20 protein-coding genes are annotated in these 26,625 nt (G+C 67.2%); 12 read left to right on the top strand and 8 right to left on the bottom strand.

The genetic code is table 11. The features are described 5' to 3' along the window. Window positions 1-5: 5 nt before the first annotated feature. Both AAHK21_RS24660 and AAHK21_RS24655 read right to left on the bottom strand, forming a co-directional pair. Window positions 6-2,240 carry an Ig-like domain-containing protein gene (locus AAHK21_RS24660; RefSeq protein WP_367858647.1) on the bottom strand — a complete coding sequence of 745 codons (2,235 nt, stop codon included), beginning with the start codon at window positions 2,238-2,240 and terminating at the stop codon, window positions 6-8. A gap of 26 nt (window positions 2,241-2,266) precedes the next feature. After that, window positions 2,267-3,613 (bottom strand): hypothetical protein, encoded by a 1,347-nt coding sequence (locus AAHK21_RS24655; RefSeq protein ID WP_367858646.1) that lies wholly within the window; start codon window positions 3,611-3,613, stop codon window positions 2,267-2,269. Window positions 3,614-3,903: 290 nt separating this feature from the next. Between AAHK21_RS24655 and AAHK21_RS24650 the strand changes: the two genes are divergently transcribed. From AAHK21_RS24650 to AAHK21_RS24635, 4 genes are read left to right on the top strand one after another with little or no spacing between them, the layout of a single operon-like run. After that, window positions 3,904-5,814: a sigma-54-dependent Fis family transcriptional regulator gene (locus tag AAHK21_RS24650; protein ID WP_367858645.1), complete on the top strand. Its 1,911-nt coding sequence runs from the start codon at window positions 3,904-3,906 to the stop codon at window positions 5,812-5,814. Between the two features lie 3 nt (window positions 5,815-5,817). Further along, window positions 5,818-7,545, top strand: a complete 1,728-nt coding sequence (locus AAHK21_RS24645) for an ABC transporter ATP-binding protein (RefSeq protein ID WP_367858644.1) — start codon at window positions 5,818-5,820, stop codon at window positions 7,543-7,545. Beyond that, window positions 7,535-8,212, top strand: coding sequence for a peptidase S8 and S53 subtilisin kexin sedolisin (locus tag AAHK21_RS24640; protein WP_367858643.1), 678 nt, complete (start codon window positions 7,535-7,537; stop codon window positions 8,210-8,212). Before AAHK21_RS24645 ends, AAHK21_RS24640 begins: the two co-directional genes overlap by 11 nt. Next, on the top strand, window positions 8,205-9,491 hold the full coding sequence (locus AAHK21_RS24635) for an NAD(P)/FAD-dependent oxidoreductase (protein ID WP_367858642.1): 1,287 nt from the start codon (window positions 8,205-8,207) through the stop codon (window positions 9,489-9,491). Before AAHK21_RS24640 ends, AAHK21_RS24635 begins: the two co-directional genes overlap by 8 nt. Before the next feature lies 1 nt (window position 9,492). Here AAHK21_RS24635 and AAHK21_RS24630 read toward each other — a convergent pair whose 3' ends face one another. Then, entirely contained in the window at window positions 9,493-10,806 is a 1,314-nt protein-coding gene (locus AAHK21_RS24630; RefSeq protein WP_367858641.1) for a hypothetical protein, read from the bottom strand. 91 nt (window positions 10,807-10,897) lie between these two features. Next, window positions 10,898-12,391, bottom strand: coding sequence for an aldehyde dehydrogenase (locus tag AAHK21_RS24625; protein ID WP_367858640.1), 1,494 nt, complete (start codon window positions 12,389-12,391; stop codon window positions 10,898-10,900). A 484-nt stretch (window positions 12,392-12,875) separates the two neighbouring features. Between AAHK21_RS24625 and peaA the strand changes: the two genes are divergently transcribed. The 5 genes from peaA (at window position 12,876) to AAHK21_RS24600 (ending at window position 19,132) form a co-directional block, all read left to right on the top strand. After that, on the top strand, window positions 12,876-14,441 hold the full coding sequence (gene peaA / locus AAHK21_RS24620; RefSeq protein WP_367858639.1) for a quinohemoprotein amine dehydrogenase subunit alpha: 1,566 nt from the start codon (window positions 12,876-12,878) through the stop codon (window positions 14,439-14,441). Window positions 14,442-14,477: 36 nt separating this feature from the next. Then, window positions 14,478-15,908, top strand: a complete 1,431-nt coding sequence (gene peaB, locus AAHK21_RS24615) for a quinohemoprotein amine dehydrogenase maturation protein (protein ID WP_367858638.1) — start codon at window positions 14,478-14,480, stop codon at window positions 15,906-15,908. A 1-nt stretch (window position 15,909) separates the two neighbouring features. Further along, a complete protein-coding gene (qhpC, locus tag AAHK21_RS24610; RefSeq protein WP_046855356.1) occupies window positions 15,910-16,233 on the top strand; it encodes a quinohemoprotein amine dehydrogenase subunit gamma in 324 nt (107 codons plus the stop codon). Between the two features lie 19 nt (window positions 16,234-16,252). Beyond that, complete coding sequence (gene peaD, locus AAHK21_RS24605) at window positions 16,253-17,374, top strand: quinohemoprotein amine dehydrogenase subunit beta (protein ID WP_367858637.1); 1,122 nt, start codon at window positions 16,253-16,255, stop codon at window positions 17,372-17,374. 75 nt (window positions 17,375-17,449) lie between these two features. Continuing rightward, window positions 17,450-19,132, top strand: coding sequence for an AMP-binding protein (locus AAHK21_RS24600; protein ID WP_367858636.1), 1,683 nt, complete (start codon window positions 17,450-17,452; stop codon window positions 19,130-19,132). 12 nt (window positions 19,133-19,144) lie between these two features. Here AAHK21_RS24600 and AAHK21_RS24595 read toward each other — a convergent pair whose 3' ends face one another. From AAHK21_RS24595 to AAHK21_RS24585, 3 genes are all read right to left on the bottom strand, one after another. Continuing rightward, complete coding sequence (locus AAHK21_RS24595; protein ID WP_046855359.1) at window positions 19,145-19,702, bottom strand: TetR/AcrR family transcriptional regulator; 558 nt, start codon at window positions 19,700-19,702, stop codon at window positions 19,145-19,147. Window positions 19,703-19,860: 158 nt separating this feature from the next. Then, window positions 19,861-21,012, bottom strand: coding sequence for an acyl-CoA dehydrogenase family protein (locus AAHK21_RS24590; protein ID WP_038706259.1), 1,152 nt, complete (start codon window positions 21,010-21,012; stop codon window positions 19,861-19,863). A 16-nt stretch (window positions 21,013-21,028) separates the two neighbouring features. Next, on the bottom strand, window positions 21,029-22,099 hold the full coding sequence (locus tag AAHK21_RS24585) for an enoyl-CoA hydratase/isomerase family protein (RefSeq protein WP_367858635.1): 1,071 nt from the start codon (window positions 22,097-22,099) through the stop codon (window positions 21,029-21,031). Between the two features lie 318 nt (window positions 22,100-22,417). On the opposite strand from AAHK21_RS24585, the gene AAHK21_RS24580 reads away from it, so the two are divergent. The 3 genes from AAHK21_RS24580 to AAHK21_RS24570 all read left to right on the top strand — a co-directional run bounded on the left by AAHK21_RS24580 (window position 22,418) and on the right by AAHK21_RS24570 (window position 26,238). Beyond that, window positions 22,418-23,266 (top strand): helix-turn-helix transcriptional regulator, encoded by an 849-nt coding sequence (locus AAHK21_RS24580; RefSeq protein WP_038706257.1) that lies wholly within the window; start codon window positions 22,418-22,420, stop codon window positions 23,264-23,266. A 67-nt stretch (window positions 23,267-23,333) separates the two neighbouring features. After that, window positions 23,334-24,824 (top strand): aldehyde dehydrogenase, encoded by a 1,491-nt coding sequence (locus tag AAHK21_RS24575; RefSeq protein ID WP_367858634.1) that lies wholly within the window; start codon window positions 23,334-23,336, stop codon window positions 24,822-24,824. Between the two features lie 22 nt (window positions 24,825-24,846). Beyond that, entirely contained in the window at window positions 24,847-26,238 is a 1,392-nt protein-coding gene (locus AAHK21_RS24570) for an aspartate aminotransferase family protein (protein WP_367858633.1), read from the top strand. A 167-nt stretch (window positions 26,239-26,405) separates the two neighbouring features. On the opposite strand, the gene AAHK21_RS24565 is transcribed toward AAHK21_RS24570, so the two are convergent. Further along, window positions 26,406-26,612, bottom strand: a complete 207-nt coding sequence (locus AAHK21_RS24565; protein WP_277504477.1) for a 4-oxalocrotonate tautomerase family protein — start codon at window positions 26,610-26,612, stop codon at window positions 26,406-26,408. Window positions 26,613-26,625 lie beyond the last annotated feature (13 nt).

The following is a 26,625-nucleotide window of genomic DNA, read 5'->3' as shown; positions in this document are numbered from 1 at the left end:
CGGCGCTACTGCACGACCACGTTGGTGGTGCGAGTGGTGCCCTGGCTGCTGGTCACGGTCGCGGTTGGCGCGGCGGTCGGGATCAGCGTGGTGCTGTTGCTCACCGTCAGGCGCCAGCGGCCGGTGACCGGCACGGTGGTGGTGCCCAGGGTCTGCACGCCGCTGGTGGTGGTCACCCGCACCGTGATGGTGTTGCCGGTGGTCACCGAGGACGTGCCGCTGATGTCCCAGTTGAAGCGGTTGTTGGAGCGCGCCGTGACTGTCGCCGCGGTGACCGCGAAGGTCTCCTGGGCCGGTCGTGGCGATACCTGCACCGTGACCGTACCAGGCGTCGAGGTGGCGCCGATCGCGTCACGGGCGACGTAGGTGAAGCTGGTGGTGAACGCCGCGGTGACCGTCGCCGGTGGCGAGTAGGTGATCACGTTGCCGTCGGTGCTCACCGTGCCGCGCCCGGCCGGGGTCGGCTGGGTGACGCTGGCGATGGTCAGTGGCAGGTTGCCTTCCGGGTCGGTGTCGTTGGCCAGGGCGTTGATGGTCACTGGCACGCCGAGGGTGGCGGCGCTATCGGCCACTGCGGTCGGTGGACGGTTCGGCGCGACGTTGACGGTCACGGTGGTGACCGGCGACTTCAGGCCCTTGGCGTCTTGCGCGCGGTAGCTGAAGGTCGCCACCAGCGGCGAGGTGGCCCCGGCCGGTGGGGTGTAGGTCACTGCCGTGGTGCCGTTCATTACCACGCCGCCCAGGCCGGTGCCCGGTTGGGTGAGGTCGGTGATGCTCAGCGGCACGTTGCCGTCCGGGTCGCTGTCGTTGGCCAGCAGGTTGAGGGTGATCGGTATGCCGACACTGGTACTGCCGCTGTCGGCCTGGGCCACGGGGGCTTGGTTCTCGGCCTGCACCGGGGCACTGCCGACCACCACCACCGGTTCCACGTCGAAACCGCCATGTGCCGACTTGACCGTGATGCTGGCAGGCGGCTGGGCCAGGTCGTTGACCGTGAGGCTTTGCTGGACACCGGCCTTGGACATCCGTCCGAAGCCCTGGACCAGCAAATCTGGCACCACGACTTCGTCGCTGGAACGGGCCTCGATCAGCAACCGCTTGGCGCTCCAGTCATAGCGTGCCGTGCCCACCTTGACCACATCGCTGAGCTTGCTCGACAGCGATGTCGGGCGCGTGGTGCCGGCCGGGCTGCTGGCGGTGACCACAATCACCGACGGTGGCACTGCCTGGCTCAGTTGCTGGTTGAAGAACAGCCCGTTGTTGTCGGCGAGCATGCTGAACTGGCAGGGCGAAGGCGGCGAGCCGACCAGCGCCAGGCCGTTGCGCAGGCACAGGCTGGCGCTGTTCGGCGCCTTGGCGAAGACTTCGACGCGGGTGCCCGCGGCGTTGCGCTGGTAGGTGGCGCGTTCCAGTGTCGCCGGGGTTTGCTGGCGTTGGTCGAGGACCTTGCCGGAGACGGTGAAGACGTTGGTCTGGATGGTGCCCGCCGGGCCCTGGATACGCACGAAGTTGGTGTTGTTCGGGCTGCCGGTCACCGCCTCGGTGATGTTAGGGTCGCCGACGAAGGTCTCGGTGGCGCCGGTGTCCGGGTTGACCTCGGTGTAGGGGCCGCCGACACCGCGCAGGAACGGGCCGAGGTTGCCGTTCAGCGCACCGCTGAAGTTGCCGGGGGCACCGATGCCGATGTCACGGGTGATGTTGATCGCCCGCCGGCCCGCCGTGGTCACGTTGACCGTCTCGACCCCGTAGGGGTGGGTGATGGTGTAGGTGCCGGTGCGCGGCACCGAGGCGCGGATGCGGATGCGGGCGAAGCTCTGCTGGTCGCCATTGACCGGATTCTCGGCAGCGAAGGCCGCCTCAAGGCCGGCAACGTAGACCTCCAGCTCGTAGCCACTATTGCCTACCTGGGGGATCTCGGTCTCGGCCAGGAACCAGAACATCTCCGGTGGCCAGTTGTCCGGGAACACCAGCGGCAGGGCATCGTCATAGACCCCGGGCTCGGGCAGCAGGGTGCACATATAGGCCGGAGCGCCCGGGCCGCCCGGTGACCGGGTGCTGGTGGCACGCGACTGGCACAGCTCCAGGGCGAGGTTGTTGGCGTCCTTGTACCACATGGGGTAGCCCCCGGTGGCGAAGGTGTAGGGGCCGGGGTCGACCTCCGACAGCGCGGCCCAGGCCGCGCTGCTGAGGGTGAGGGTGAAACCGGCGGCGCAGAGCGCGCGACGCGACCAAGTATTCATGCTGCCTCCTTGAAGGCGTGTCCTGTTCATGGCACCAGCACCACGTCTTCGCTGTCGCTGCCGCCATGGGCGCTGGTGACCTGCACCGTCGCTGGCGGGATCGGCGAGAGCCCGGTGGTCAGGGTCTTGACCGCACCGTTGCCGCTCAGGCCGCCGATCAACGCACCGTTGCCGGTGCGGGCGGTGAGGGCCGGCGGGCTGGTCTCGTCGCTGCTGCTGGCCACCAGGGTCAGCTGGCCGCTGCCCAGGCTGTATTCGGCGCGGCTGATGGTTACCAGGTCGGTCAGCGGCATCGGTGCGCTGGTCGGGGTGCTGGTGACGATGGCCAGGCTGTTGTCGGCGGTCACCTGCAAGGTCAGCGGCAGGGTCGGGTTGAGCGGCGACTGGGCGTACCAGGCACCGGTGCCGTTGGCCTCGCCGAGGGGCAGGGTGGGGGTCTGGCTGGTCAGGGTGACCGTGGCGGGCGCCGGCGGGGCCATCACGAACACATCCTGCTGGGCGCGCAGGTCGCCATTCACGGTGTGCCGCGAATAGGTGCTGCGCAGCGGGATCAGCGGCGTCGGGCGGTTGACCGTGGACAGCTTGCCGGAGATGGCGAACAGCTCGGTACGCAGGTCGATGCCATTGGGCCCTTCGATGCGCACGAAGTTGGTGTTGAACGGGCTGCCGGTGACCGGCTCCTCCAGGTTCGGGTCGCCGATGAAGCGTTCGCTGGCACCGGTACCTGGGTTGGTTTCGGTATAGGGGCCGTTGACGCTGCGCAGGAACGGCCCGACGTCGCCCCTGAGCGCGCCGCTGTAGTCGCCTGGCGAGCCGATGCCGATGTCGCGGGTCATGTTGATCGCCCGGCGTCCGCCGGCCGCCACCTCGAACACATCGACACCGTAAGGGTGGGTGATGGTATAGGTACCGGCCACTGGCACATCGACGCGGATGCGCACCCGGGCGAAGCTGACCTGGTCGCCATCCACCGGTTCCTCGGCACTGAACGCGGCTTCGATCGCCGAACCGTAGCTCAGGTCGATACCGCGGGCAGCATCGACGATGGCGGCGTCGGCGGTGAACCAGAACGCTTCGTCGGGGAAGTTGCTGGGGAAGACGACTGGCTGGGTGTCATCGAACACGCCGGGCGTCGGCAGCAGCGTGCACATGTACGAGGGCGCGCCAGGAGCACCGGCGACCCTGGAGCTCACCGCCTTGGACAGGCACAGGTCGAGCACCCGGCCGTGGCTGTCCTGGTACCAGGCAGGGAACTTACCGGTGGGCAGGGTATAGGGGCCGGTGTCGACCGCATACAGCGCAGCCTGGGCCGGGAGCTGGAGCAGGCCGGCGAAGATCGCCACGGCCAGCGGGTGGGGTGTCGGTCGGTGCATGAGTTGCTTCCTCCTGCAAACGGGCCCATGGGTTGGGGCGTCTGATGAGGGATCGGCAACTGTTGTGCCAAGTTTTGCAGAGGGGCGTCCAGGGCCTTTGCGACGAGGGTTTCAGCGTCCCGGCAACGGTCTGGCGAGGTCGCCATGGTGGGCGGGTGGCCCCAGCATTGGGGAATGGGGTGAGGCTCGGTGTCTGTCGTGGCTGATGACTGCCAGTCAATTCTGAAGCACACTGCCGAAAAATCCGATGCCCGTTGCCCCGCCTGAGCGAGGCACACCAGGAGCACGCAATGGCGCGACAACTTCCAACAACAACCGCCAATGACCCCTTGCAGCAATCTCGCCTGGTCCGCCTCAAGCTTGCCAGCGAAGGCGAACTGCCCTGCGGCATGCTGCGCGACGAGATCGACGCCTCCTGGCGGCGCAGCCTTGGCCATGGCCTGGACTGCCTGCAGGGCGAGCAGGTCGGCCTGGGTATTCGCCACGGCCTGGACCTGAACACGCTGCTGGAACACAACCGCCTGCTGATCAACGCAGCTACCCCCGAACTGGACTACCTGATCAAGCGCCAGGGCAAGAGCGGCATCGTCATCCTCGGTGACGCCCAGGCCAACGTGCTGACGATCGACGGCCAGAAACACGTGCTCGAGCGCGAGGGCCTGCGCGACCTGCACCCCGGCAGTTGCTGGAGCGAGGCCCTGCGCGGCACCAATGCCATCGGCACGGCAGTGGTCGAGGGCCAGCCGACCCTGATCAACTGCGGCGAGCATTACCTGGACCGGCTCAGCCCGTTCTCCTGCACCTCGGTGCCGCTGCGTGATCCGCGTGGCGAAGTGATCGGCGTGCTCGACGTGACCCGTGAAGGGGTCATGGCCCAGCCCCAGGACAGCCTGTCCACGTTGCTGCTCGCCGCCGGCAATATCGAAGGCCGGTTGTTCGGACTCTACCATCCCGAGCATCTGGTGCTGGCCTTCCACAGCCGCCCGCAATACCTGGCCAGCGCCTGGCAGGGCCTGCTGGCGCTGAGCCTGGAGGGCGAGGTGCTGGCAGCCAACGACAATGCCTGCCAACTGTTGCAGATGCCACGCCAGGCGCTGCTCGGGCGGCGCAGCAGCGACCTGTTGGGCGAGCGCTCGCCAGCGTTCATCGCGCGCCTGTGGCAGGGCGGTGTCAGCAGCGTGCAGACGGCCGCGGGCGAGTTCTTTTTCCGGGCGCTGCAACTGCCACGGCATTCGCGCATCAGTGGCCCGTCCCCGGCCGCCAAACCAGCACCGCCGAAGGCCCAGGCACTGGAAGCGCTGGCCGGTGGCGATGCGCGTCTGGCGCGTGCCTTGCGCATGGCCCGCCAGGGCCTGGCGAACGGGCTGCCGGTGCTGCTGCTGGGCGAAACCGGCACCGGCAAGGAGGTGGTTGCCCGTGCCCTGCACCAGGCCGGACCGCGTGCCGACAAGCCATTCGTGGCGGTCAACTGCGCGGCGATTCCCGAGGGGCTGATCGAGTCCGAGCTGTTCGGCTACCGCGACGGCGCCTTCACCGGCTCGCGCCGGGGCGGCATGGTCGGGCGGCTGATGCAGGCCCATGGCGGCACGCTGTTCCTCGACGAGATCGGCGACATGCCGCTGGCCCTGCAGGCGCGCCTGCTGCGTGTGCTGCAGGAGCGCCGCGTGGCGCCCCTTGGCGCCGGCGACGAGCAGGACATCGACGTGGCGCTGATCTGCGCCACCCACCGCGACCTCAAGCGCCGAGTCGCCGACCAGCACTTCCGCGAAGACCTCTACTACCGGGTCAATGGCGTGTCCCTGCGCCTGCCGGCACTGCGCGAGCGCGACGACCTGGCAACGATCATCCAGGGCCTGCTGGACAAGGCCGGGGCCCGCGCTGTCAGCCTTGACCCGGCACTGGTTGCGCTGCTGGAGAACTTCGACTGGCCGGGCAACATCCGCCAGCTGGAAATGGTGGTGCGCACCGCCCTGGCGATGCGCGAGGAGGGCGAGCAAGTGCTGACCCTCGACCACCTCACCGACTGCCTGCTCGATGAACTGGCCAGCGGCGCCGCGCCGTCCGGCAGCCTGCGCGACAACGAACTGGAACTGATCCGCGCTGCGCTGGCCCGGCACCAGGGCAATGTCTCGGCCGCGGCCGAGGCCCTGGGCATCAGCCGGGCGACGCTATACCGCAAGCTCAAGCAGTTGCGTGGTTGAGCCATGGGCGGAGTGTTTTCCCGATTGATCGAATCCAGCGACCCGCAGTTGATGCGCCAGGCCCTGGCCTGGCTCTACGGTTTCGTGCGCCCGCAGCGTGGCGCCATCGGCGTGCTCCTGGGCTTGTCCCTGAGCGCCTCGCTGCTGGCCCTGGCGCAACCCTGGCTGGTCAAGACACTGATCGACGAGGGCCTGCTGGCCAAGGATTATCAGACCCTCTGGCACATGGCGGCGATCATGATCGTCGCCGGCCTGCTCGGCACGCTGCTGGCTGGGGTCAACCGCTACCTGCACACGCGCCTGTCCGGGCGCATCCTGTTCGCCCTGCGCGACGACTTGTACCGTCATCTGCAACAACTTTCGCCGACCTTCTACGGGCGGCGGCGCACCGGTGACATCCTGTCGCGGCTCGATGGCGATGTCGCCGAGATCCAGCGCTTTGCCGTGGACTCGCTGTTCTCGGCGGTGTCGGCGCTGATCGGCCTGGTCGGCGCGGTGGCCTTGATGCTGATGCTGTCCTGGCAGTTGTCGCTGCTGCTGGCGTTGCTGATTCCGCTCGAAGTGCTGTGGCTGCGCTGGATGCGACGCAAGGTCGAGCGCGAGGTGCGCAGCCTGCGCGAACGCTCGGCGGACGTGTCGTCGTTCCTGGTCGAGACGCTGCCGGCGATGAAGTTCATCCAGGCCGCCGGCCAGCAGCGGCGTGAGGCCGAGCGCCTCGATCAGTTGGGGCAGGGCTACATGGGGCAGCTGCTCAGGGTGCAGGTCACCGAGTTCTTTACCCAGGCGGTGCCCGGCACGCTGACTTCCTGGTGCCGGGCCTGCGCATTCCTGGTCGGCGGCTGGTGGGTGATCCAGGGCACCTGGCAACTGGGCGCGCTGATCGCCTTTTCCACCTACATGGGCATGGCCGTCGGTCCGGTGCAGAGCCTGCTGGGCCTGTACGTCGCGGTGCAGCGGATGGCCGTGAGCCTGAGGCGAGTAATGGAGCTCAAGCGGGAGGCGCTCGCGGTGCGCGAGGCGGACGATCCCCGGCCCATGCCACAAGGGGCCGGGGAGCTCCGGCTGGACGGCGTGTCTTTCGCCCACGATGGGCGCCAGGGAATGGTGCTGGACCAGGTGCAGGCCTGTCTGCCCGGCGGCGCCAAGATCGCCATCAGTGGCGCTTCCGGCGTCGGCAAGTCGACCCTGATCGACCTGCTGCAACGCTTTTACGACCCGGATGGCGGGCGCATCCTGCTCGACGGCGTCGACCTGCGCGAGCTCGACCTGCATGCCCTGCGGCGGCGCATTGCCGTCGTCAGCCAGGACATCGTGCTGTTTCGCGGCACCCTGGCGCAGAACCTGGCGTATAGCACGCCCCAGGCCAGCCGTGAGGAGATCGAGCAGGTGGTGCGCCTGACCCGCCTGGACAGCCTGGTGCAGAGCCTGCCGCTGGGGCTCGATGGTCTGCTGGGCGAACGCGGCCAGCAGTTGTCCGGTGGCCAGAAGCAACGTATCGCCATCGCCCGGGCGCTGCTGCAGCAACCGGCGATCCTGGTGCTCGATGAGGCCACCTCGGCGGTGGACGAAGCCACCGAGCGTGAAGTGATTGCCGCCATCGACCAGCTGTTTGCCGGGCGTACACGGATCCTGATCAGCCATCGTGCCTCGACTCTCGCCGATGCCGACTTGCACCTGGAACTGCGTGACGGGCAATTGCGCAGCAAGGAGCCCGCCGACCATGGCCGCTGACCTGTGCATTGGCGTGATCGACAGTGGCTGCTCGGCGCAGCAGGCGGATAGCCTGCGCGGAGCGCGACGCTTCTGGCTTGAGGATGGCGTGCTGTGCGAGGGCGAGCCGCTGCCGGATGCCCTGGGCCACGGCAGCGCGGTGCTGGCGCGGCTGCGGGCCGAGTCCGGCGGCCAGCCGGAGCTGCTGGCCCAGGTGTTCGCCGGGCAGGGCAGCACCAGCGCCTTGCAGGTGGCCGCTGGTCTGTTGTGGCTGGTGGAAGCAGGCGCGACCGTGGTCAACCTGAGCCTGGGCCTGCGCCAGGATCGCCCGGTGCTGCGCCTGGCCTGCGCCGAGGCTGTGGCCGCTGGCGTGCTGCTGTGCGCTTCCAGCCCGGCGCGGGGCGAGCCGGTGTATCCGGCCAGTTATCCCGGGGTTATTCGCGTCACTGGCGATGCCCGCTGCGCCGCTGGACAATGGTCGTGGCTGGACACTCCTCAGGCCGACTTCGGCGCGGCGGTTGGCGCCGCCGGGGTGGCCGGCGCCAGTCTGGCCTGTGCCGCGTTCACCGGGCGGGTGGCGGCCCTGCTGCGCGAGGAGCCCGGCATGACGCGGCAGGCACTGTTGCACTGGCTGGAGCAGCATGCGGCGTTCGTCGGCCCTGAGCGCAAGGAGTCGACCGATGCCTGAACCGAGCATCCTGGTACTCGGTGCCGGACCTGCGGGAGCGACTACTGCCCTGGGGCTGCGGCGGATGGGCTACCCCGTCACCGTGGTGTCCGACTGGCGCCGTTTCGCCACGGTGGAAGGTGTCTCGCAACGTGTGCTGGAGGGCTTGCGCCATGCGGGCCTGGGCGCTGCCCTGGCCGAGACGACCACGCCAGCCACGCGGCAGGTGCACTGGAACGGTGAGCGGCTGCAACCGAACCAGGAGTGGCTGCTGGATCGCCAGCGCTTCGACCAGGCACTGCGTGATGACTTGAATGGTGCCGGTGTCGAGCTCGTCGAAGGGCGTGTGCGCGAGGTGGAGCAGGGGCAGGGGTACCGGGTCCAGTTGGACGACGGGCGTACCTTGCACGGCGATTTCCTGGTCGAGGCCCGTGGTCGTCAGGCCCCGTTGAGCGAAGGTCGCCTGCGCGGGCCGGAGACGGTCAGCCTGCTTAACCTCTGGCAGGCCGAGCCCGGCACGCCGGCCTCGGCAGTGGAGAGCCTGGACGACGGTTGGGCCTGGATGGCGCGGCTGGCCGATGGCCGCTGCTACTGGCAGGTGACGCTGGACGTGATGGCGGCGCGGCTGCCGGGCAAGACGGCGTTGCCCGAATACTGTGCCGGGCGCCGCCGTGGTTCGGCGCTGGTGGCGCAACTGTTCGGCGAGCAGGCCTTCGCACCTGCCCAGGTGCATGCACGCAGCAGCACAGCGATTCTTGTCGGCAACTGCGCGGGCCGTGATTGGCTGCGGGTTGGCGATGCGGCGATGGCGGTTGATCCGCTGTCGGGCAATGGCATCTTCCAGTCCTTGTCCTCGGCGCTGCAGGCGCCCGTGGTGATCAATACCCTGCTGCAACGGCCCGGGCAGGCGGACCTGGCGCAGCGTTTCCATCAAACGCGGATCGAACAGTTGTTCCTGCGTTTCGCCCGGATCGGGCGCGACTTCTACGCCCAGGAAGCGCAACGTGGCACGCAGCCGTTCTGGGCTCGCCGCCGAGGCTGGCCGGATGCGCAGCCGTTGCACGCGGCGGCGGACTGGCAGGCGGTGCGGGTGGAGCACCGGCCGGTGCTGCGCGATGGTTGGGTGGAGGAGGCCGAGGTGGTGGTGACGGCGGACCAGCCGCTGGGGGTGTGGCACCTGCAGGGTGTCGAGCTGGCGCCGGTGGTGCGCGGGGTGCAGGCCGGCATCGGCCTGGAGCGCCTGGTGACTCAGACGCACCAGCCGATGGTCGAGCGCTGGTTACGCGAACAGGGCTTTTGATTTAGAAGAATGTCCCCACCACCAGTTGCAGGTAGGCCCCGCTATCCCGGCCACCCAACTGCACGCCGCCATCCTGCGCGCTGCGCTGCGGGGTGTAGAACCCCACCAGCGGGCTGATCAGCCAATGCTCGTTGACCATCCACTCCACATACAGGTCCACCTCGCGCCCACCCAGGTTGCCCTGGTCGGTGCTGAGCGGGTCGAAGTCGAAGTACAGCGCGCCCAGGGTCAGCCCCTCCCGTGGCGTGGCCTTGAGCGCCACATGGTGCACCTGGGTATTGCTGTTGAATGGCCCGGCGTAGTTGGCCGCCACCTCGCCCTGGAACCAGGTGCCATAGCCCCGGCTCAGGCCATAGAACAGCGGGTCGAAGTGCTCCGAGAAGCGGCTGTAGCGGTAGGTGGCGGTGGGCGACCAGGGCAGTGCGGAGAAGGTCCAGTTGCCCTCCAGGTACCAGGCGTTCTCGCGCCCGTCGGTGCGGTCCTGGGTGACATACTCGGCGGCCAGTTCGAGGTCTTTCACTCCCAGGTTGCCACGCCCGCGCAGGCTCACCGTGTCCATGCCGTCGCGGTGTTCCAGGCCAAGGATCTCGGCGTAGCGGCGGTCGACATCCAGGCCGCGGATCCAGCTCAGGCCCAGGGTGCCCGCGTCGGCGACATGCTCGAGGTTGGCCACCGCCATGGAGGTGTCGGCCTGGAACGGGTTGTCGGACTTGAGCCACATCAGGTCGCCGCGCCAACCCTGCTTGCCGCCCAGACGCAACACGGCGGTGCGGTCGAACGCCTTGCGCGCCGCCAGGTAGTAGGCGCCGCCACGGTCGAAATCGGCGCCCAGGTCGACGTTGCCGGCATTGACCGGGTCGCCCTGGATCAGGAAACCGTCGCCGAGGGTGATGACCTGGCGTCCGCCGGAGAGATCGATGCCGTCTTCGCCAAGCACCGGAAACAGGGTGCCCGAGCGCCATCCAAGGTAAGCGTCCTCGACGCCGGTGCGACGTTCGTCACCGAGCGTGAAACCCGCGGCGTCGCCATCGCCCCAGGTGGCCGAACTGAGCAGGCTGAAGGCGCCGTAAAGCGTGCCGTTGCCGGTCAGCGCCTGGCTGGCGCTCAGGCCGTACTTGACGTAGCCCTCGCGCCAGTTGCTGCTGCCGGCCTGGCGGTTGCCGAACTGGTCGAAGCTTTCGTCGCTGTGGAACACGCCGAACAGCGCTTCGAGGTTGGCGTCCAGGGTGGTGCCGGCGTGGTTGTAGAGTTCGTGGGCCTGGGTGAGGGGAGAGGCCAGCAGCAGGGCCAACGTGCAGGCGAGCTTGTGCGTCATGGTGTGCTCCATGTTTTTGTTGTTTTCTGGTTTTTTCATTGCCTGGCCGGGCCACATCGCCGGCCAGACGATGAGGCCGGCACAGGTGAAATCAGAGCTTGATCAGCACCGACTTCAGTTCGGTGTAGTGCTCGATTGCCGCCGCGCCCATCTCGCGGCCGACGCCGGAGAGCTTGTAGCCGCCGAACGGCAGCGCCGGGTCCAGCGCGCTGTGACAGTTCACCCACACCGACCCGGACTTGATCCGCGGGATCATCCGGTGCACCGCGGCCAGGTCGTTGGACCAGATGCTCGCGCCCAGCCCGTAGGGGTTGTCGTTGGCCAGGCCCACCACCTCGTCGAGGTCGTCGAATGGCATGGCCACCAGCACCGGGCCGAAGATTTCCTCCTGCACCAGGCGGTGGCGCTGGTCGACATCGACGATCACCGTCGGCTTGACGAAGTAGCCCGGGCCGAAGCCTTCGCCGCCGCAGGCGATGGTCGCGCCCAACTCGCGACCCAGGTCGATGTAGCCGGTGACCCGCTCCTGCTGCCTGGCCGAGATCAGCGGGCCCATCTGTACGCTAGGGTCCAGGCCGTTGCCCAGTTTCATGGCATTGGCGATGCCGGCGATATCGGCCACCACGTTGTCGAAGTGCTTGCGGTGCACATACAGTCGGGAGCCGGCGCAGCACACCTGGCCCTGGTTGAAGAAGATCGCCGTGGCGGCCCCGGCGGCGGCCTCCTGCAGGTTGGCGTCGGGCAGGACGATGGTCGGCGACTTGCCGCCCAGTTCGAGGGTGACGCGGGTCATGTTGTCCATGGCCGCCTTGCCGATCAGCTTGCCGACTTCGGTGGAGCCGGTGAAGGTCAGCTTGTCCACGCCCGGGTGGCGGCTCAGCGCGGCACCGGCGTTCAGCCCGGTGCCGGTGATCACGTTGAACACGCCGTCCGGATAGCCGGCCTTGCTTACCAGTTCGGCGAGCTTGAGCGCGGTCAGCGGGGTTTCATCGGCAGGCTTGAGCACCACCGTGCAGCCGGTGGCCAGGGCCGGGCCGAGCTTCCAGCAGGCCAGCAGCAGCGGGAAATTCCAGGCGACGATGGCGCCGACCACGCCCACCGCCTCGCGGCGCACGAACGCGTGGAAGTCCTCATTGGGCATCAGCGGCAGCGACGGCTCGACCGTGCTGCCTTCGAGCTTGGTCGCCCACCCGGCCATGTAGCGCAGGAAGTCGATGGCCAGTTGCACGTCCATCACTTGGGCCACGGCGGCACTCTTGCCGTTGTTCAGGCATTCCAGCTCGGCCAGCTCCTGGGCATCGCGCTGCATCAGGTCGGCCAGGCGCCACAGCAGGTTCTGTCGCTCGCGCGGACGCATCCGGCTCCAGGCCGAGTGTTCGAACGCCTGGCGGGCGGCCTGCACGGCGCGGTCCACATCCTGTGCCTCGGCCGCGGGCACCTCGGCGAGGACCTCGCCACTGGCCGGGTTGCGCAAGGTCATGGTGCGGCCGCTGGCGGCGTCCTGCCAGTCGGCGCCAATGCGCATCTTCAGCTGGCGTGCGAGGAAGGCACGGGTGGCGGGCAGGATCGGCAGTTCGGAATGCATGGGACGGTGCCTCTTGTCATGGTTGTGACCAGGGCAGGGCAATGGGCGTGCCAAGCCGGTCAACGCGTTCACAGCCCTTGATACATGTGGTTTTCGCATTACATGGCATGCAGTCAGGGAGGCTTGAGCTGTTGCACATTGAGACTGGGTGAGACGCAGATGAAACGGACCGCTGTGCGGGCCAATCGCCGGCAAGTCGGCTCCCACAGGGACGGCGTTGCTCTCGAAGGTGGCTAGATCCCTGTGGGAGCTGGCTTGCCAGCGATGGCCTGCGCAGCAGGCCCCGTGTCTCAAGGTGAAACACCTCGTCGCGAAATGGCACGTTCGGCCACAACCTGCGCTGCTGGGATTTGCCCCTGCTCTGCGCTCAAATCGTTGATGCAAAACATATTTGCCGCAATTGGCACACTTCCTGTATCGCCACTGTCAGATGCACACCGCAGCGTGCGAATAACGATAAGAACGATACCGTGGAGGTCTGACCTTGAAGACGACTCGACTCCGGCGGCAGGCGGGCACACTGGCGCTGGTCGCCACCGCACTGCTGTCCGCCCAGGCCATGGCGGCTGAGCAGGGCCCGAGCCTGTTGCAGAACAAGTGCATGGGGTGCCATATCCCCGAAGGCAACGACAGCTACAGCCGCATCAGCCACCAGCGCAAGACCCCCGAGGGCTGGCTGATGAGCATCGCCCGCATGCAGGTGATGCACGGCTTGCAGATCAGCGACGACGACCGTCGCACCCTGGTCAAGTACCTGGCCGACAAGCAGGGCCTGGCGCCCAGCGAGACCGACGGTGTGCGCTACGCCATGGAGCGCCGGCTCAATACCGTCGAACACTTCGACGATCAGCTCAGCCAGATGTGCGGCCGCTGCCACTCCGGCGCCCGGGTCGCGCTGCAACGGCGCCCGGCCAAGGAGTGGGAGCACCTGGTCAACTTCCACCTCGGCCAATGGCCGTCCCTCGAATACCAGGCCCAGGCCCGCGACCGAGACTGGCTGGACATCGCCCTCAAGCAGATGGTGCCCGACCTGGCCAAGCGCTTCCCCCTCGACAACCCGGCCTGGGCCGAGTGGCTCAAGGCCCGGCCCGAGTCCAAGGTACTGACCGGGCAATGGGTGTTCAGCGGCCATATGCTGGCCAAGGGTGACGTGCGTGGAGTGATGACGGTCAGCGCCGAGCAGGGCGACACCTTCAAGGTCGAGGTCAAGGGCGCCTACGCCGACGGCACGCCGTTCAACGGTAGCGGTTCGGCGATCCTCTACAACGGCTACGAATGGCGCGGCAACGTCAAGGTCGGCGAGACCAACCTGCGCCAGGTGTTCGCCGCCATCGACGGGCAGATGAAGGGCCGCATGTTCGAGGCCGAGCACGACGAGCGCGGCCTGGACTTCAGTGCGGCGAAGGCCGGGCAGGGGCGCCTGCTGGCGGTGCAGCCAGCCTTCATCAAGACCGGCAGCGACAGCGAGATCACCCTGGTGGGCAGCGACCTGTCCGGCAAGCCAGACCTGGGCGCGGGCGTGCAGGTGACCGAAGTGCTGGAGTCGACGCCGACGCTGATCCGGGTCAAGGCTCGGGCCGCCAAGGATGCCGCCGCGGGCCCCCGCGAGGTGGCGGTGGGCGCGCTCAAGGGCGTGCAACTGGCGGTGTACGACAAGGTCGATGAGGTCAAGGTGGTGCCCGCGTTCTCCATCGCCCGCATCGGCGAGAACGGCGCCTCGGTGCCCAAGGTGCAAGGTCGCTTCGAGGCTGAAGCCTGGGGCAAGGACGCCAGTGGCCAGCCGCTGCGCATCGGCTACCTGCCGGCTACCTGGAAAGTCGAGCCGTTCAACGAACGGGCGGTCGAGGACGAGGACGTCAGGTTCGCCGGGCAGATGCAGGCCGACGGCGTGTTCGTGCCGGGCGGGGCAGGGCCCAACCCAGAGCGCAAGATGATGACCAACAACGCCGGCAACCTGAAGGTGATCGCCACCCTCGCCGACGGTGGCCAGCAGGGCGAGGGCCACATGATCGTCACCGTGCAGCGCTGGAACAATCCGCCGCTGCCATAGGCATCAACCTGACCAATTGCTTATCGGGAGGTCGCCATGGGCGCACTACTGAACCTGGTCGAACGCAACCTGCACGAAGTGCAGGTCGATGCCGACCGCATGCTGTTCCATATCCCCAGCAGTTCGCTGTTCGCCACCGACGCGGTGACCGGCGGCATCATCGACACCCTGCGCCGCCAGGGCTGCTCCGCCGAGGAACTGCTGCAGCAGCTCGGCCAGCAGTTCGACGGGCAGGACATCGAGGAAACCCTGCGCGAGCTGATCGCCCTGGAAGTGGTCAGCGACGGCTCGCCGCTGACCCCGGAAATCGCCCTGAAACAGGTCGAGCGCACCGCGCTGAACACCGTGGTGCTCAACGTCAACACCGGCTGCAACCTCAGCTGCACGTACTGCTACAAGGAGGACCTCGACAAGCCCTCCGCCGGCAAGAAGATGAACAGCGCCACCGCCGAAGCCTCGGTGGAGATGCTGCTCAAGGAGTCGCCGAACGAGGAGCGCTACAGCGTGGTGTTCTTCGGCGGCGAGCCGCTGTCCAACCGGGCGTTGATCGAGCACATGGTGGCGTACTGCGAGCGGCGCTTCGCCGAGGCAGGCAAGCAGGTCGAGTTCATCATGACCACCAATGCCACGCTGCTCACTGAAGAGATCGTCGACTGGCTCGATGCCCACCGCTTCGGCCTGTCGATCAGCATCGACGGGCCCAAGACCGTGCACGACCGCAACCGCATTACCGTGGGCGGGCAGGGCACCTACGACGTGGTGCGGCGCAAGGCCGACATGCTGCTGTCGCGCTACCGCAGCCGGCCGGTGGGGGCGCGGGTGACGCTGACCCGTGGCATCACCGATGTCGAGACCATCTGGAACCACCTGTTCAACGAGATGGGCTTCGCCGAGGTGGGGTTCGCCCCGGTGACCTCCGGTGACATGGCCAACTTCAACCTCACCGGCGACGAGCTGGTGCAGGTGTTCGCCAACATGAAGGCCCTCGGCCGGCGTTACCTCGAGGCGGCGCTGGAGCACCGCAACATCGGCTTCTCCAACCTGCACCAGCTGATCACCGACATTCACGAAGGCCACAAGAAGGCCCTGCCATGCGGTGCCGGGCTGAAGATGCTGGCGGTGGACCACGAGGGCGAGCTGAACCTGTGCCACCGCTTCACCGGCTCCAGCCTGCCGACCTTCGGCAATGTGCACCAGGGCGTGAAGCAGGCGCAGCTCAACGATTTTCTCTCGCAGCGCCTGGACCGCAGCGGCACCGGCTGCGACAGCTGCCGCATCCGCAACCTGTGTTCCGGCGGTTGCTACCACGAAAGCTACGCCCGCTACGGCGACCCGCAGCATCCGACCTACCACTATTGCGAGCTGATGCGCGACTGGGTCGACTTCGGCATCGAGGTCTACAGCCGCATCATGGCCGTCAATCCGGCCTTCATCGATCGCTACATCACTCCCCGGAAGGCGCACTGACATGAAGCACCTCAAACCGCTGAACAACAAGGCGCGCATCCTCGAGCAGGCGGCCGCCGAAGACCGCGTCGAGGAAGTGCTGGCGATGAGCGCCGTGGCCGGCTGCACCGCCACCACCGACCCGGGCTGGGAAGTGGACGCCTTCGGTGGCGTCAGCTCGCTGTGCCAGCCGATGGAGGCCGACCTGTACGGTTGCTCCGACCCTTGCTGGTGGCCAGCCCAGGTGCCGGACATGATGAGCACCTACCAGGACTGGAACGCCCAGGCGACCAACTCCGCCGAAGACTGGCGCAACCTCGGCACCGTATTCCCGAAAGACAAATAGAACGACAAGGGGAAACCGCATGAAACCTGGATTCTGCGCGCAACTCGCGCTCACCGTCGCCGCCACGGCCTGCGCCTGGGCGGCCCAGGCCGACGACGCAGGCAAGGCCCTGAAGGCCGGCCATGAATACCTGATCGCCACCAACTACCCGAACAACCTGCACGTGGTCGAGGTGGCCAGCGACACGCTGTACAAGACCTGCCGCATGCCCGATTCGTTCGGCCCCGGCACGGCGATGATGGCGCCGGACAACCGCACCGCCTACGTGCTCAACAATCATTTCGCCGATATCTATGGCATCGATCTGGACAGCTGCAAGACCACCTTCCACGCCAATCTGTCCAGCGTGCCGGGCGAGGTCGGCAAGGCCATGTACTCCTTCGCCATCAGCCCCGACGGCAAGGAGGTGTACGCCACGGTCAACCCCAGCCAGCGCCTGAACGACCACTATGTGGTCAAACCGCCGCGCCTGGAAGTGTTCCGCACCGGCGACGGCCTGGATGCCAAGCCCGTGCGCAGCTTCCCGATGCCGCGCCAGGTGTACCTGATGCGCGCCGCCGACGACGGCAGTCTCTATGTGGCCGGGCCGGACATCTACAAGCTGGATGTCAACACCGGCAAATACTCCGTCGCACTGCCGCTGCGCAGCTGGAACCGCCCGGGCTACAGCGCACCGGACGTGCTGTACTTCTGGCCGCACCAGAGTTCGTTGCACGAGTTCTCGATGCTCTACACCATCGCCAGGTTCAAGGACGCCAAGCAGGACCCGGCCACCGCCGAGCCGCTTTATGGCTACCTGAGCATCGACCTGAAAACCGGCAAGGCCCATACCCAGGAGTTCGCCGAGCTGACCGAGCTGTACTTCACCGGCCTGCGCTCACCGAAGGACCCGAACCAGATGTACGGCGTGCTCAATCGCCTGGCCCGCTACGACATCGCGCAGAAGAAGCTGGTCAAGGCCGCCAACCTGGACCATACCTACTACTGCGTGACCTTCGACAAGGCTGGCGACAAGCTCTACCTGGGCGGGACATTCAACGACCTGGCGGTGTTCGACCCCAATACGCTGGAGAAGGTGGGGAACATCAAACTGCCCGGTGGCGACATGTCGACCACCACGCCGCAGGTGTTCATTCGGTAGAGCGGTGTTGGCCCTATCGCCGGCTTGCCGGCGATAGGGCCGGATCAATTCCACAAGAACAACAAGAGACACCCCATGACCCAGCCCAGCCACACCGTAGGCAGCAACGTCATTCCCTTGCTCAACTTGTGCATCGGCGACGCCTTCGACGCCACCGTCGCCCGCTTCCCCGACCGCGAGGCCCTGATCGTCCGCCATCAGCAGTTGCGCTACACCTGGCGGCAGCTGGCCGATGCGGTCAACCAGCACGCCCGCGCGCTGATGGCCCTGGGCGTGCAGGTCGGCGACCGCTTAGGGATCTGGGCGCCCAACTGCGCCGAATGGTGCATCACCCAGTTCGCCAGCGCCAAGATCGGCGCGATCCTGGTCAACATCAACCCGGCCTACCGCAGCAGCGAACTGGAATACGCCCTGGGCCAGTCGGCCTGCCAGTGGGTGATCTGCGCCGACGCCTTCAAGACCTCCGACTACCACGCCATGCTGCTGGACCTGGTGCCCGAACTTCGCGCCTGCCGAGCGGGCGAGCTGCAAAGCGCGCGCCTGCCCGCGTTGCGCGGGGTCATCAGCCTGGCGGCGACGCCACCTGGTGGCTTTCTACCCTGGTCGGCGTTGCAGGCCCGTGCCGATGAAACCGCCCCCGGGCAACTCGCCACGCGCCAGGCCAGCCTGCACCGGCATGCGCCGATCAACATCCAGTACACCTCCGGCACTACCGGGTTTCCCAAGGGCGCGACCCTCAGCCACCACAACATCCTCAACAACGGCTACATGGTCGGTGAAAGCCTCGGATTGACCGAGCATGACCGGCTGGTGGTGCCGGTGCCGCTGTACCACTGCTTCGGCATGGTCATGGCCAACCTCGGCTGCATGACCCACGGCAGCACCCTGATCTACCCCAATGACGCCTTCGATCCGCTGCTCACCCTGCAGGCCGTGGCCGAAGAGCGCGCCACCGCCCTGTACGGCGTGCCGACCATGTTCATCGCCGAACTCGACCACCCGCGTCGCCATGAATTCGACCTGTCCAGCCTGCGCACCGGGATCATGGCTGGCGCCACCTGCCCGATCGAGGTGATGCGCCGGGTGATCGACGAAATGCACATGGGCGAGGTGCAGATCGCCTACGGCATGACCGAGACCAGCCCGGTGTCGTTGCAGACCGGCGCCGCCGACGACCTGGAGCGCCGGGTGACCAGCGTCGGCCGCACCCAGCCGTGGCTGCAGAGCAAGGTGATCGACAGCGCAGGCACTACCCTGGCACGCGGCGAGATCGGCGAGCTGTGCACCCGCGGCTACAGCGTGATGCTCGGCTACTGGGACAACCCCAAGGCCACCGCCGAGAGCATCGACGCCGAGGGATGGATGCGCACCGGCGACCTGGCGGTGATGGACGAACAGGGCTACGTGCGCATCGTCGGGCGCAGCAAGGACATGATCATCCGCGGCGGCGAGAACATCTATCCGCGGGAGCTGGAGGAGTTCTTCTTCACCCACCCGGCGGTGGCCGACGTGCAGGTGGTCGGCATCCCCTGCAGCCGCTATGGCGAGGAGATCGTCGCCTGGATTCGCCTGCACCCGGGGCAGACCCTGGGCGAGGAAGAACTGCGTGAATGGGCGCGGGCGCGCATCGCGCATTTCAAGGTGCCGCGCCATTTCCGCTTCGTCGATGAATTCCCGATGACGGTGACCGGCAAGGTGCAGAAGTTCAGGATGCGCGAGATCAGCATCGAGGCGCTGGCGGGCGGGCAGGGGCGGTAGCCGCCCTCAGCCTCAGGCCTGGGCCCGCGCGCCATTGAGGAACAACTGTTCCACGGTCTGCGCGGTGTTGGCGCTGGCGGCGCGGCCCCGGCGCTCGGCATCGACCATGCCGTAGATCATGGTCATGAACATTTCGGTGAACACCGCCGCGCTGATGTCGATGCGCAGCACGCCCAGTTGCTGGGCGCGCAGGAAGAACGCGTCCATGGACTGGGTGTAGGCCTGCCAGCGCATATCCTCAGCGTTGTTGAGCAGAGTGTCGGGGCGGTACTGGAACATCAGGAACACCAGCATTTCGCGGTGCTTGAGGTGTTCGGCGATCAGGTGGCGAATGCCGACCAAGGGTTCGGTACGTTCCAGGTCGGCTTCCTGGATGACCTGGTTGAGTACGTGCTCGCCGTGGTCCTCGAGCAGGTTCACCAGATTTTCGCGGGTGCCGCAGAAGCGGTGCAGGGTGGCCTTGCTGACCCCGGCGGTTTCCGCCAGCTCTTTCAAGGTGGCGCGGGGATGGACGACAATGGCATGGGCCAGCGCCTTGAGCAGGCGTTCTTCTTGGAGGGATCTGCGCATGTGGGACCTCGAGTCGGGGTTCGGCTGTCGGGCAGGCGAAAAGAGACGAAAGATCCATCACTGTATCATATGAGACGAATAAATCTCATTGATTGAACAATTCATCGCGGGTCAAGGCTGCTCCACCGTGGGAGCGGGCTTGACCCGCGATGGGTACGTCAGATCGGATAATGCTTCAGCTCACGGGCGATCAGCATGCGCTGGATCTCGCTGGAGCCCTCGTAGATCTGGGTGATCCGCGCATCCCGATAGTACTTCTCCACCGGGTAGTCTTCCAGGTAGCCGTAGCCGCCATGCACCTGAATCGCCATCGAGCAGACCCGCTCGGCCATCTCGGAGGCAAACAGCTTGGCCTGGGAGGCCTCCGACAGGCAAGGCTTGCCCGCGCTGCGCAGACGCGCGGCGTGCAGGATCAGCAGGCGGCTGGCGTTGATCTGCACCTGCATGTCGGCCAGCAGGTTGGCGATGCTCTGGTGCTCGTTGATCGGCTTGCCGAACTGGATGCGCTCGCGGGAGTAGGTCAGTGCCGCCTCGAAGGCCGCGCGGGCGATGCCCAGGGCCTGGGCGGCGATGCCGATGCGCCCGCCTTCGAGGTTGGACAGTGCGATGGCCAGGCCCTTGCCGCGTTCGCCGAGCAGGTTGGCGGCCGGGATGCGGCAGTTGTCCAGGGTCACCGCGCAGGTGTCGGAGGCGCGGATGCCCATCTTGTGTTCGCTGCGGTCGACCTTGAACCCAGGGTTGTCGGTGGGCACCAGGAACGCCGAGAGGCCTTTCTTGCCCAGCTCCGGGTCGGTCACGGCGAAGACGATGGCCAGCTTGGCGCGGCGGGCATTGCTGACGAACTGCTTGGCGCCATTGATCACCCACTGGCCATCGACCAGTTCGGCGCGGGTGCGCAGGTTGTGGGCCTCGGAGCCGGCCTGGGGCTCGGTCAGGCAGAAGCAGCCGATCACCTCGCCGCTGGCAAGTGGCGGCAGCCAGGCCTGCTGTTGTTCAGGCGTGCCGTAGGCCAGCAACGGGCCACAGCCCACCGAGTTGTGGATGCTCATCAGCGCCCCGATGGCGCCGTCGCCGGCGGCGATCTCCTCGACCGCCAGGGCATAGGCGACGTAGTCGGTGTAGCTGCCGCCGAAGTCCTCCGGCACCACCATGCCGAGCAGGCCCAGCTCGCCCATCTTGCGTACCACGTCGTCATCGATCCAGGCGGCCTTCTCCCAGGCCTGGGCATGGGGGGCGATCTCGCCGCGGGCGAAGTCGCGCGCCATGTCGCGGATCATGATCTGTTCTTCGCTCAGTTCCAGGTCTTGCATCTGTGTACTCCCGGGCTCACAGGCCTTCGAAGAATTGGTCGACGCGCTGCGCGGTGAGTTCGCCCAGGGTCGGCGGGTTCCAGCGCGGCTGCTTGTCCTTGTCGATGATCAGGGCGCGCACGCCCTCGATGATGTCGCCGTACTCGAACCACTGGCGGTCGATGTGCAGTTCCATGGCGAAACAGTCTTCCAGGCTCAGGTGGCGGCCACGGCGCAGCAGCTCCAGGGTCACGGCCATGGCCAGCGGCGAGCGGGTTTCCAGCAGGGCGGCAGTCTCCAGCGCCCACGGGTGGCTGTCGCCGATGGTCACGGCGCGCAGCTGTTCGATGATGCTGGGCAGGTCGGGCAGGGCGAAGAAGTGGTCGATCACCGGGCGCAGGCGCGCCAGCGGGGCGTCTTCGAGCACCTGGGTGCCGAGCTTGGCCAGCAGGCCCTGCAGGTCCTTGAGCGGATGCTCGCCGAACACCAGGCGGTCCAGGCCTTCATCCAGTGCGGCCAGCCTGGCGCTGTCCAGGTACCAGTCGGCGAGGCCGCAGTACAGGGCGTCGGCGGCCTTGACCTGGGTGCCGCTGACACCCAGGTAGATGCCCAGCTCGCCGGGCACGCGGGACAGGAAGTAGCTGCCGCCGACGTCCGGGAAGTAGCCGATACCCACCTCGGGCATCCCTAGGCGGCTGCGCTCGGTGACGATGCGCAGGTCGCAGCCCTGGGCCAGGCCCATGCCGCCGCCGAGGGTGAAGCCGTCCATCAATACCAGCACCGGCTTGCGGTAGCGGTGCAGGCACAGGTCCAGGGCATATTCCTCGACGAAGAAATCCTCGTGCAGCTTTTCACCGGCCTTGAAGCTGTCGTGCAGCGAGCGGATGTCGCCGCCGGCGCAGAAGCCCTTGGGGCCCTCGCCACGCAGCATCACGGCCTGCACCTGCGGATCCTGCGCCCATTGGTCGAGGTGGTGCTGCAGGCTGCGCACCATGTCCAGGGTCAGGGCGTTGAGGCCGGCGGGGCGGTTGAGGGTGAGGTGGCCAATGTGGTTGCGGACCTCGGCCAGTACCTGATCCGTTGCCGAGGGTTGAGCGTGCGCGGTCATCGCGGTCTCCCTGCTTTGTTATTGATTTTCCAAGTGAAGTCCTGGAGTGCGCGAGCGGATCGGTCGATCCTGTCATGCAAAATTACCTTGCACAATTGGCAAATCTGCAGGGCTGCCCTGCATTTTTGTCGTCACGCGCGCTCTTGGCCGAGGCAGCCACTGTAGCAACTACCGGTTACCTGTAGGAGCGGAGCTTGCCACGCGATGGCGTCGCTACAGGTTGAACGACGGTCGCCTCTCACCCCGAAGGGTGATAGCCGCCCCGTCCCCCCCATGAAACAATCCCGGCCAGCACTCACCCTGGCGGGGAAGACAATAATGAGCAATGCCCAGCTGAATTCGCCCGACTGGTATGCGCAGATGGCCCGCGTGGTCGACGCCATCGGCACCCCAGGCTTCGTCGAGGCACTGTTCGCCGCGCTCAACCAGCTGGCAGCGTGCCAGGCCATCACCGTGTTCCTGTATCCGCGCAAGGGCCTGCCGTCGGCGCTGTTCGCCAAGGACGACGAGGGGCCCTGGCTGCCCGAGGGCAACGTGCAGAAGTACCTCGAAGGCTACTACCTGCTGTGCCCGTTCTACCGCGCCTGCATGGACGGCGTGCCCGCCGGTTGCTATCGCCTGAGCGACGTCGCCCCCGACCACTTCAAGCGCAGCGAGTACTACACCTCGTTCTACCAGCACGCGCATCTGGAGGACGAACTCAACTACCTGGTGCCGCTGGACGCCCAGCTGACCATCGCCGTGGCCCTGGGCAGCACCCGGCGCCTGGGCAGCCGCCAGGTGGCCGAGCTCAAGTGCGTCGCCGCCTGGGTGGTGGCGGTGGTGCGCCGCCACTGGGGGCAGCTGGATGCCGAGGCCCTGGGTGGGCGCTTCGAAAGCGCGCTGGGGCGGCAGATCAACGCCGCGCTGAACAACTTCGGCTCGTCCTTGCTCACCGAGCGTGAGTGCCATATTGCCCAGTACCTGCTGCGCGGCCATTCCACGCGTTCGCTGGCCGAGCGCCTGGGCATCAGTGAAGACACGGTCAAGACCCACCGCAAGAACCTCTACGCCAAGCTCGATATCGCCACCCAGGCCGAGCTGTTCTCGCTGTTCATCGCCTCGCTGGCCCAGGCCCAGGAAGGCCTGAGCAAGGACCCGCTGGAAAGCTACCTGCGACGGCGCTGACCCACCGCTTCACCTCATCCAGACAACGACAATCACCGGCCCGAGTGTGGCCGGAGGGGAGACCTGCGTGCATACGAAAAGCGATTGGCTGCAGCGCGCCGCGCGGCAAAGCTTCATCACCACCGCGTTGATCGACGGACGCCCGGTGGCGGCCCGCGACGGCGCCACCTTCGCCGCCATCAACCCGGCGACCGAGCAGTGCCTGGCCCAGGTCGCCGCCTGCGCCGACAGCGAGATCGACCAGGCGGTGCGCGCCGCCCGCCGTGCCTTCGAGCATGGACCCTGGGCGCGCATGGCGCCGGCCGAGCGCAAGCGCGTGCTGCTGCGCCTGGCCGAGTTGATGCTGGCCCACCGCGAGGAGCTGGCGCTGCTCGACTCGCTGAACATGGGCAAGCCGGTGATGGATGCCTACAGCATCGATGTGCCCGGCGCGGCCCAGGTGTTCGCCTGGTATGGCGAGGCGCTGGACAAGCTCTATGACCAGGTCGCGCCGACCGCCGCCAGCGCGGTGGCGATGATCAGCCGCGAGGCGTTGGGCGTGGTCGGCGCGGTGGTGCCGTGGAACTTCCCCCTGGACATGGCCGCCTGGAAGGTCGCCCCGGCGCTCGCCGCAGGCAACAGCGTGGTGCTCAAGCCCGCCGAGCAGTCGCCGTTCTCGGCCCTGCGCCTGGCCGAGCTGGCCCTGGAGGCCGGGCTGCCGGAAGGGGTGCTCAACGTGGTGCCGGGCCTGGGCGAAACCGCCGGCCGGGCTTTGGGCCTGCACCCGGACGTGGACTGCCTGGTGTTCACCGGCTCCACCCAGGTGGGCAAGTACTTCATGCAGTATTCGGCGCAGTCGAACCTCAAGCAGGTGTGGCTGGAATGCGGCGGCAAGAGCCCGAACCTGGTGTTCGACGACTGCCGCGACCTCGACCTGGCGGCGCAGAAGGCCGCGTTCGGCATCTTCTTCAATCAGGGCGAGGTGTGCTCGGCCAATTCGCGGCTGTATGTGCAGCGCTCGATCCACGACGAATTCGTCGAGCGTCTGCTGCGCCAGGCACGCGAATGGCTGCCGGGCGACCCGCTGGACCCCGCCAGCCGTGCCGGCGCCATCGTCGATGCCACGCAGACCGCGCGAATCGAGGCCGCCATCGGCCAGGCCCGGGAGCAGGGCGCGCGTCTGCGCTGCGGCGGTGAGCGCCTGAGCGTGAACGGCTCACGCAACTTCATCACGCCGACGATCTTCACCGACGTACGCCAGGACATGGTCCTGGCCCGCGACGAAATCTTCGGCCCGGTGCTGGCGGTCAGCGCCTTCGATGACGAGGAGCAGGCCATCACCCTGGCCAACGACAGCGTCTATGGCCTGGCCGCGTCGGTGTGGAGCGACGATCTCAACCGCGCCCACCGCGTGGCCAGGCGGCTCAGGGCCGGCACGGTGTCGGTCAACACCGTCGATGCCCTGGACGTGACCGTGCCGTTTGGCGGCGGGTGCCAGTCAGGCTTCGGCCGCGACCTCTCGCTTCATTCGTTCGACAAGTACACCCAGCTCAAGACCACCTGGATCCAGCTGCGCTGACATTCACCCGAGGAGAACAACAATGAACGCACCCATCACCCCGGCGACCGGCAAACGCGATACCCGCGACTACCAGGCTGGCGACGCCGCCCACCACATCCACGCCTTCCTCGACCAGAAGGCGCTCAACGCCGAGGGACCGCGGGTCATCACCCGCGGCGAGGGCCTGTACCTGTGGGACAACGACGGCCGCCGCTACCTGGACGGCATGTCCGGCCTGTGGTGCACCCAGCTCGGCTATGGCCGCAAGGACCTGACCGCCGCCGCCGCCGCGCAGATGGACCAGTTGCCGTACTACAACATGTTCTTCCACACCACCCACCCGGCGGTGATCGAGTTGTCCGAGCTGCTGTTCAGCCTGCTGCCCGGCCACTACAGCCACGCCATCTATACCAACTCCGGCTCCGAGGCCAACGAGGTGCTGATCCGCACCGTGCGCCGTTACTGGCAGGTGGTCGGCCAGCCGCGCAAGAAGATCATGATCGGCCGCTGGAACGGCTACCACGGCTCGACCCTGGCGGCCACGGCGCTGGGCGGCATGAAGTTCATGCACGAGATGGGCGGGTTGATCCCGGATGTGGCGCATATCGACGAACCTTACTGGTTCGCCGCCGGTGGCGAGCTGACCCCGGCGGAATTCGGCCGCCGTTGCGCCCTGCAACTGGAGGAGAAGATCCTCGAACTGGGCGCCGAGAATGTCGCAGGCTTCATCGCCGAGCCGTTCCAGGGCGCCGGCGGAATGATCTTCCCGCCCGAGAGCTACTGGCCCGAGATTCAGCGCATCTGCCGCCAGTACGACGTGCTGCTGTGCGCCGACGAGGTGATCGGTGGTTTCGGCCGCACCGGCGAATGGTTTGCCCACCAGCACTTCGGCTTCGAGCCGGATACCCTGTCCATCGCCAAGGGCCTGACCAGCGGCTACGTGCCCATGGGCGGCCTGGTGCTGAGCAAGCGTATCGCCGAGGCTTTGGTGGAGCGGGGCGGGGTGTTCGCCCACGGCCTGACCTATTCCGGCCACCCGGTGGCGGCGGCGGTAGCTATCGCCAACCTCAAGGCCTTGCGCGACGAGGGTATCGTGCGCCGGGTCAAGGACGACACCGGCCCGTACCTGCTGCGCATCCTGCGCGAGGTGTTCGCCGATCACCCGTTGATCGGTGAAGTACAGGGCACCGGCCTGGTTGCAGCCTTGCAGTTCGCCGAGGACAAGGCCACGCGCAAGCGCTTCGCCAACGAGAACGACCTGGCCTGGCAGTGCCGCACCTTTGGTTTCGAGGAAGGGGTGATCATCCGCTCGACGCTGGGGCGGATGATCATGGCGCCGGCCCTGGTGGCCAGCCGTGGCGAGCTGGACGAACTGGTGGAAAAGACGCGTATCGCGGTGGACCGTGTGGCGCGGTCGGTGGGCCGAGGCTGAAACCCGGGGCGCGCAGGCGCCCCATCGCCGGCAAGCCGGCTCCCACAGGTACAGCGCAGAACTCACGAATCGCGCGGTCCCTGTGGGAGCCGGCTTGCCGGCGATGGGCTGCGTAGCAGCCCCAGTGACGCGAACTGACAGACGTTACCCTTTCGCCCGTGACGGGGTCAGCGACCTTCGCGCTGGCGCAGCGCCGTCACCGTCTCGCCAGCGACCCCCCAGTTGTCGGTGGGCACCTCCTCGATGACCACGAAGGTGCTCGCCGGTGGCTTGTTCAGCACCTGTTCCAGCAACCGCGTGGTGCCTTCGATCAGCTGGCGTTTGTGTTCGGCGGTGACGCCTTCTTCGGTGACGCGGATATGGACATAAGGCATGTGCGTGGCTCCC

Origin of the sequence: Pseudomonas sp. TE50-2 (assembly GCF_040813665.1) — a bacterium.
In the GTDB taxonomy this organism is placed as follows: Bacteria; Pseudomonadota; Gammaproteobacteria; order Pseudomonadales; family Pseudomonadaceae; genus Aquipseudomonas; species Aquipseudomonas soli.
The sequence above is the reverse complement of the archived record's forward strand: the minus strand, read 5'-3'. Positions and strand labels throughout refer to the sequence as shown.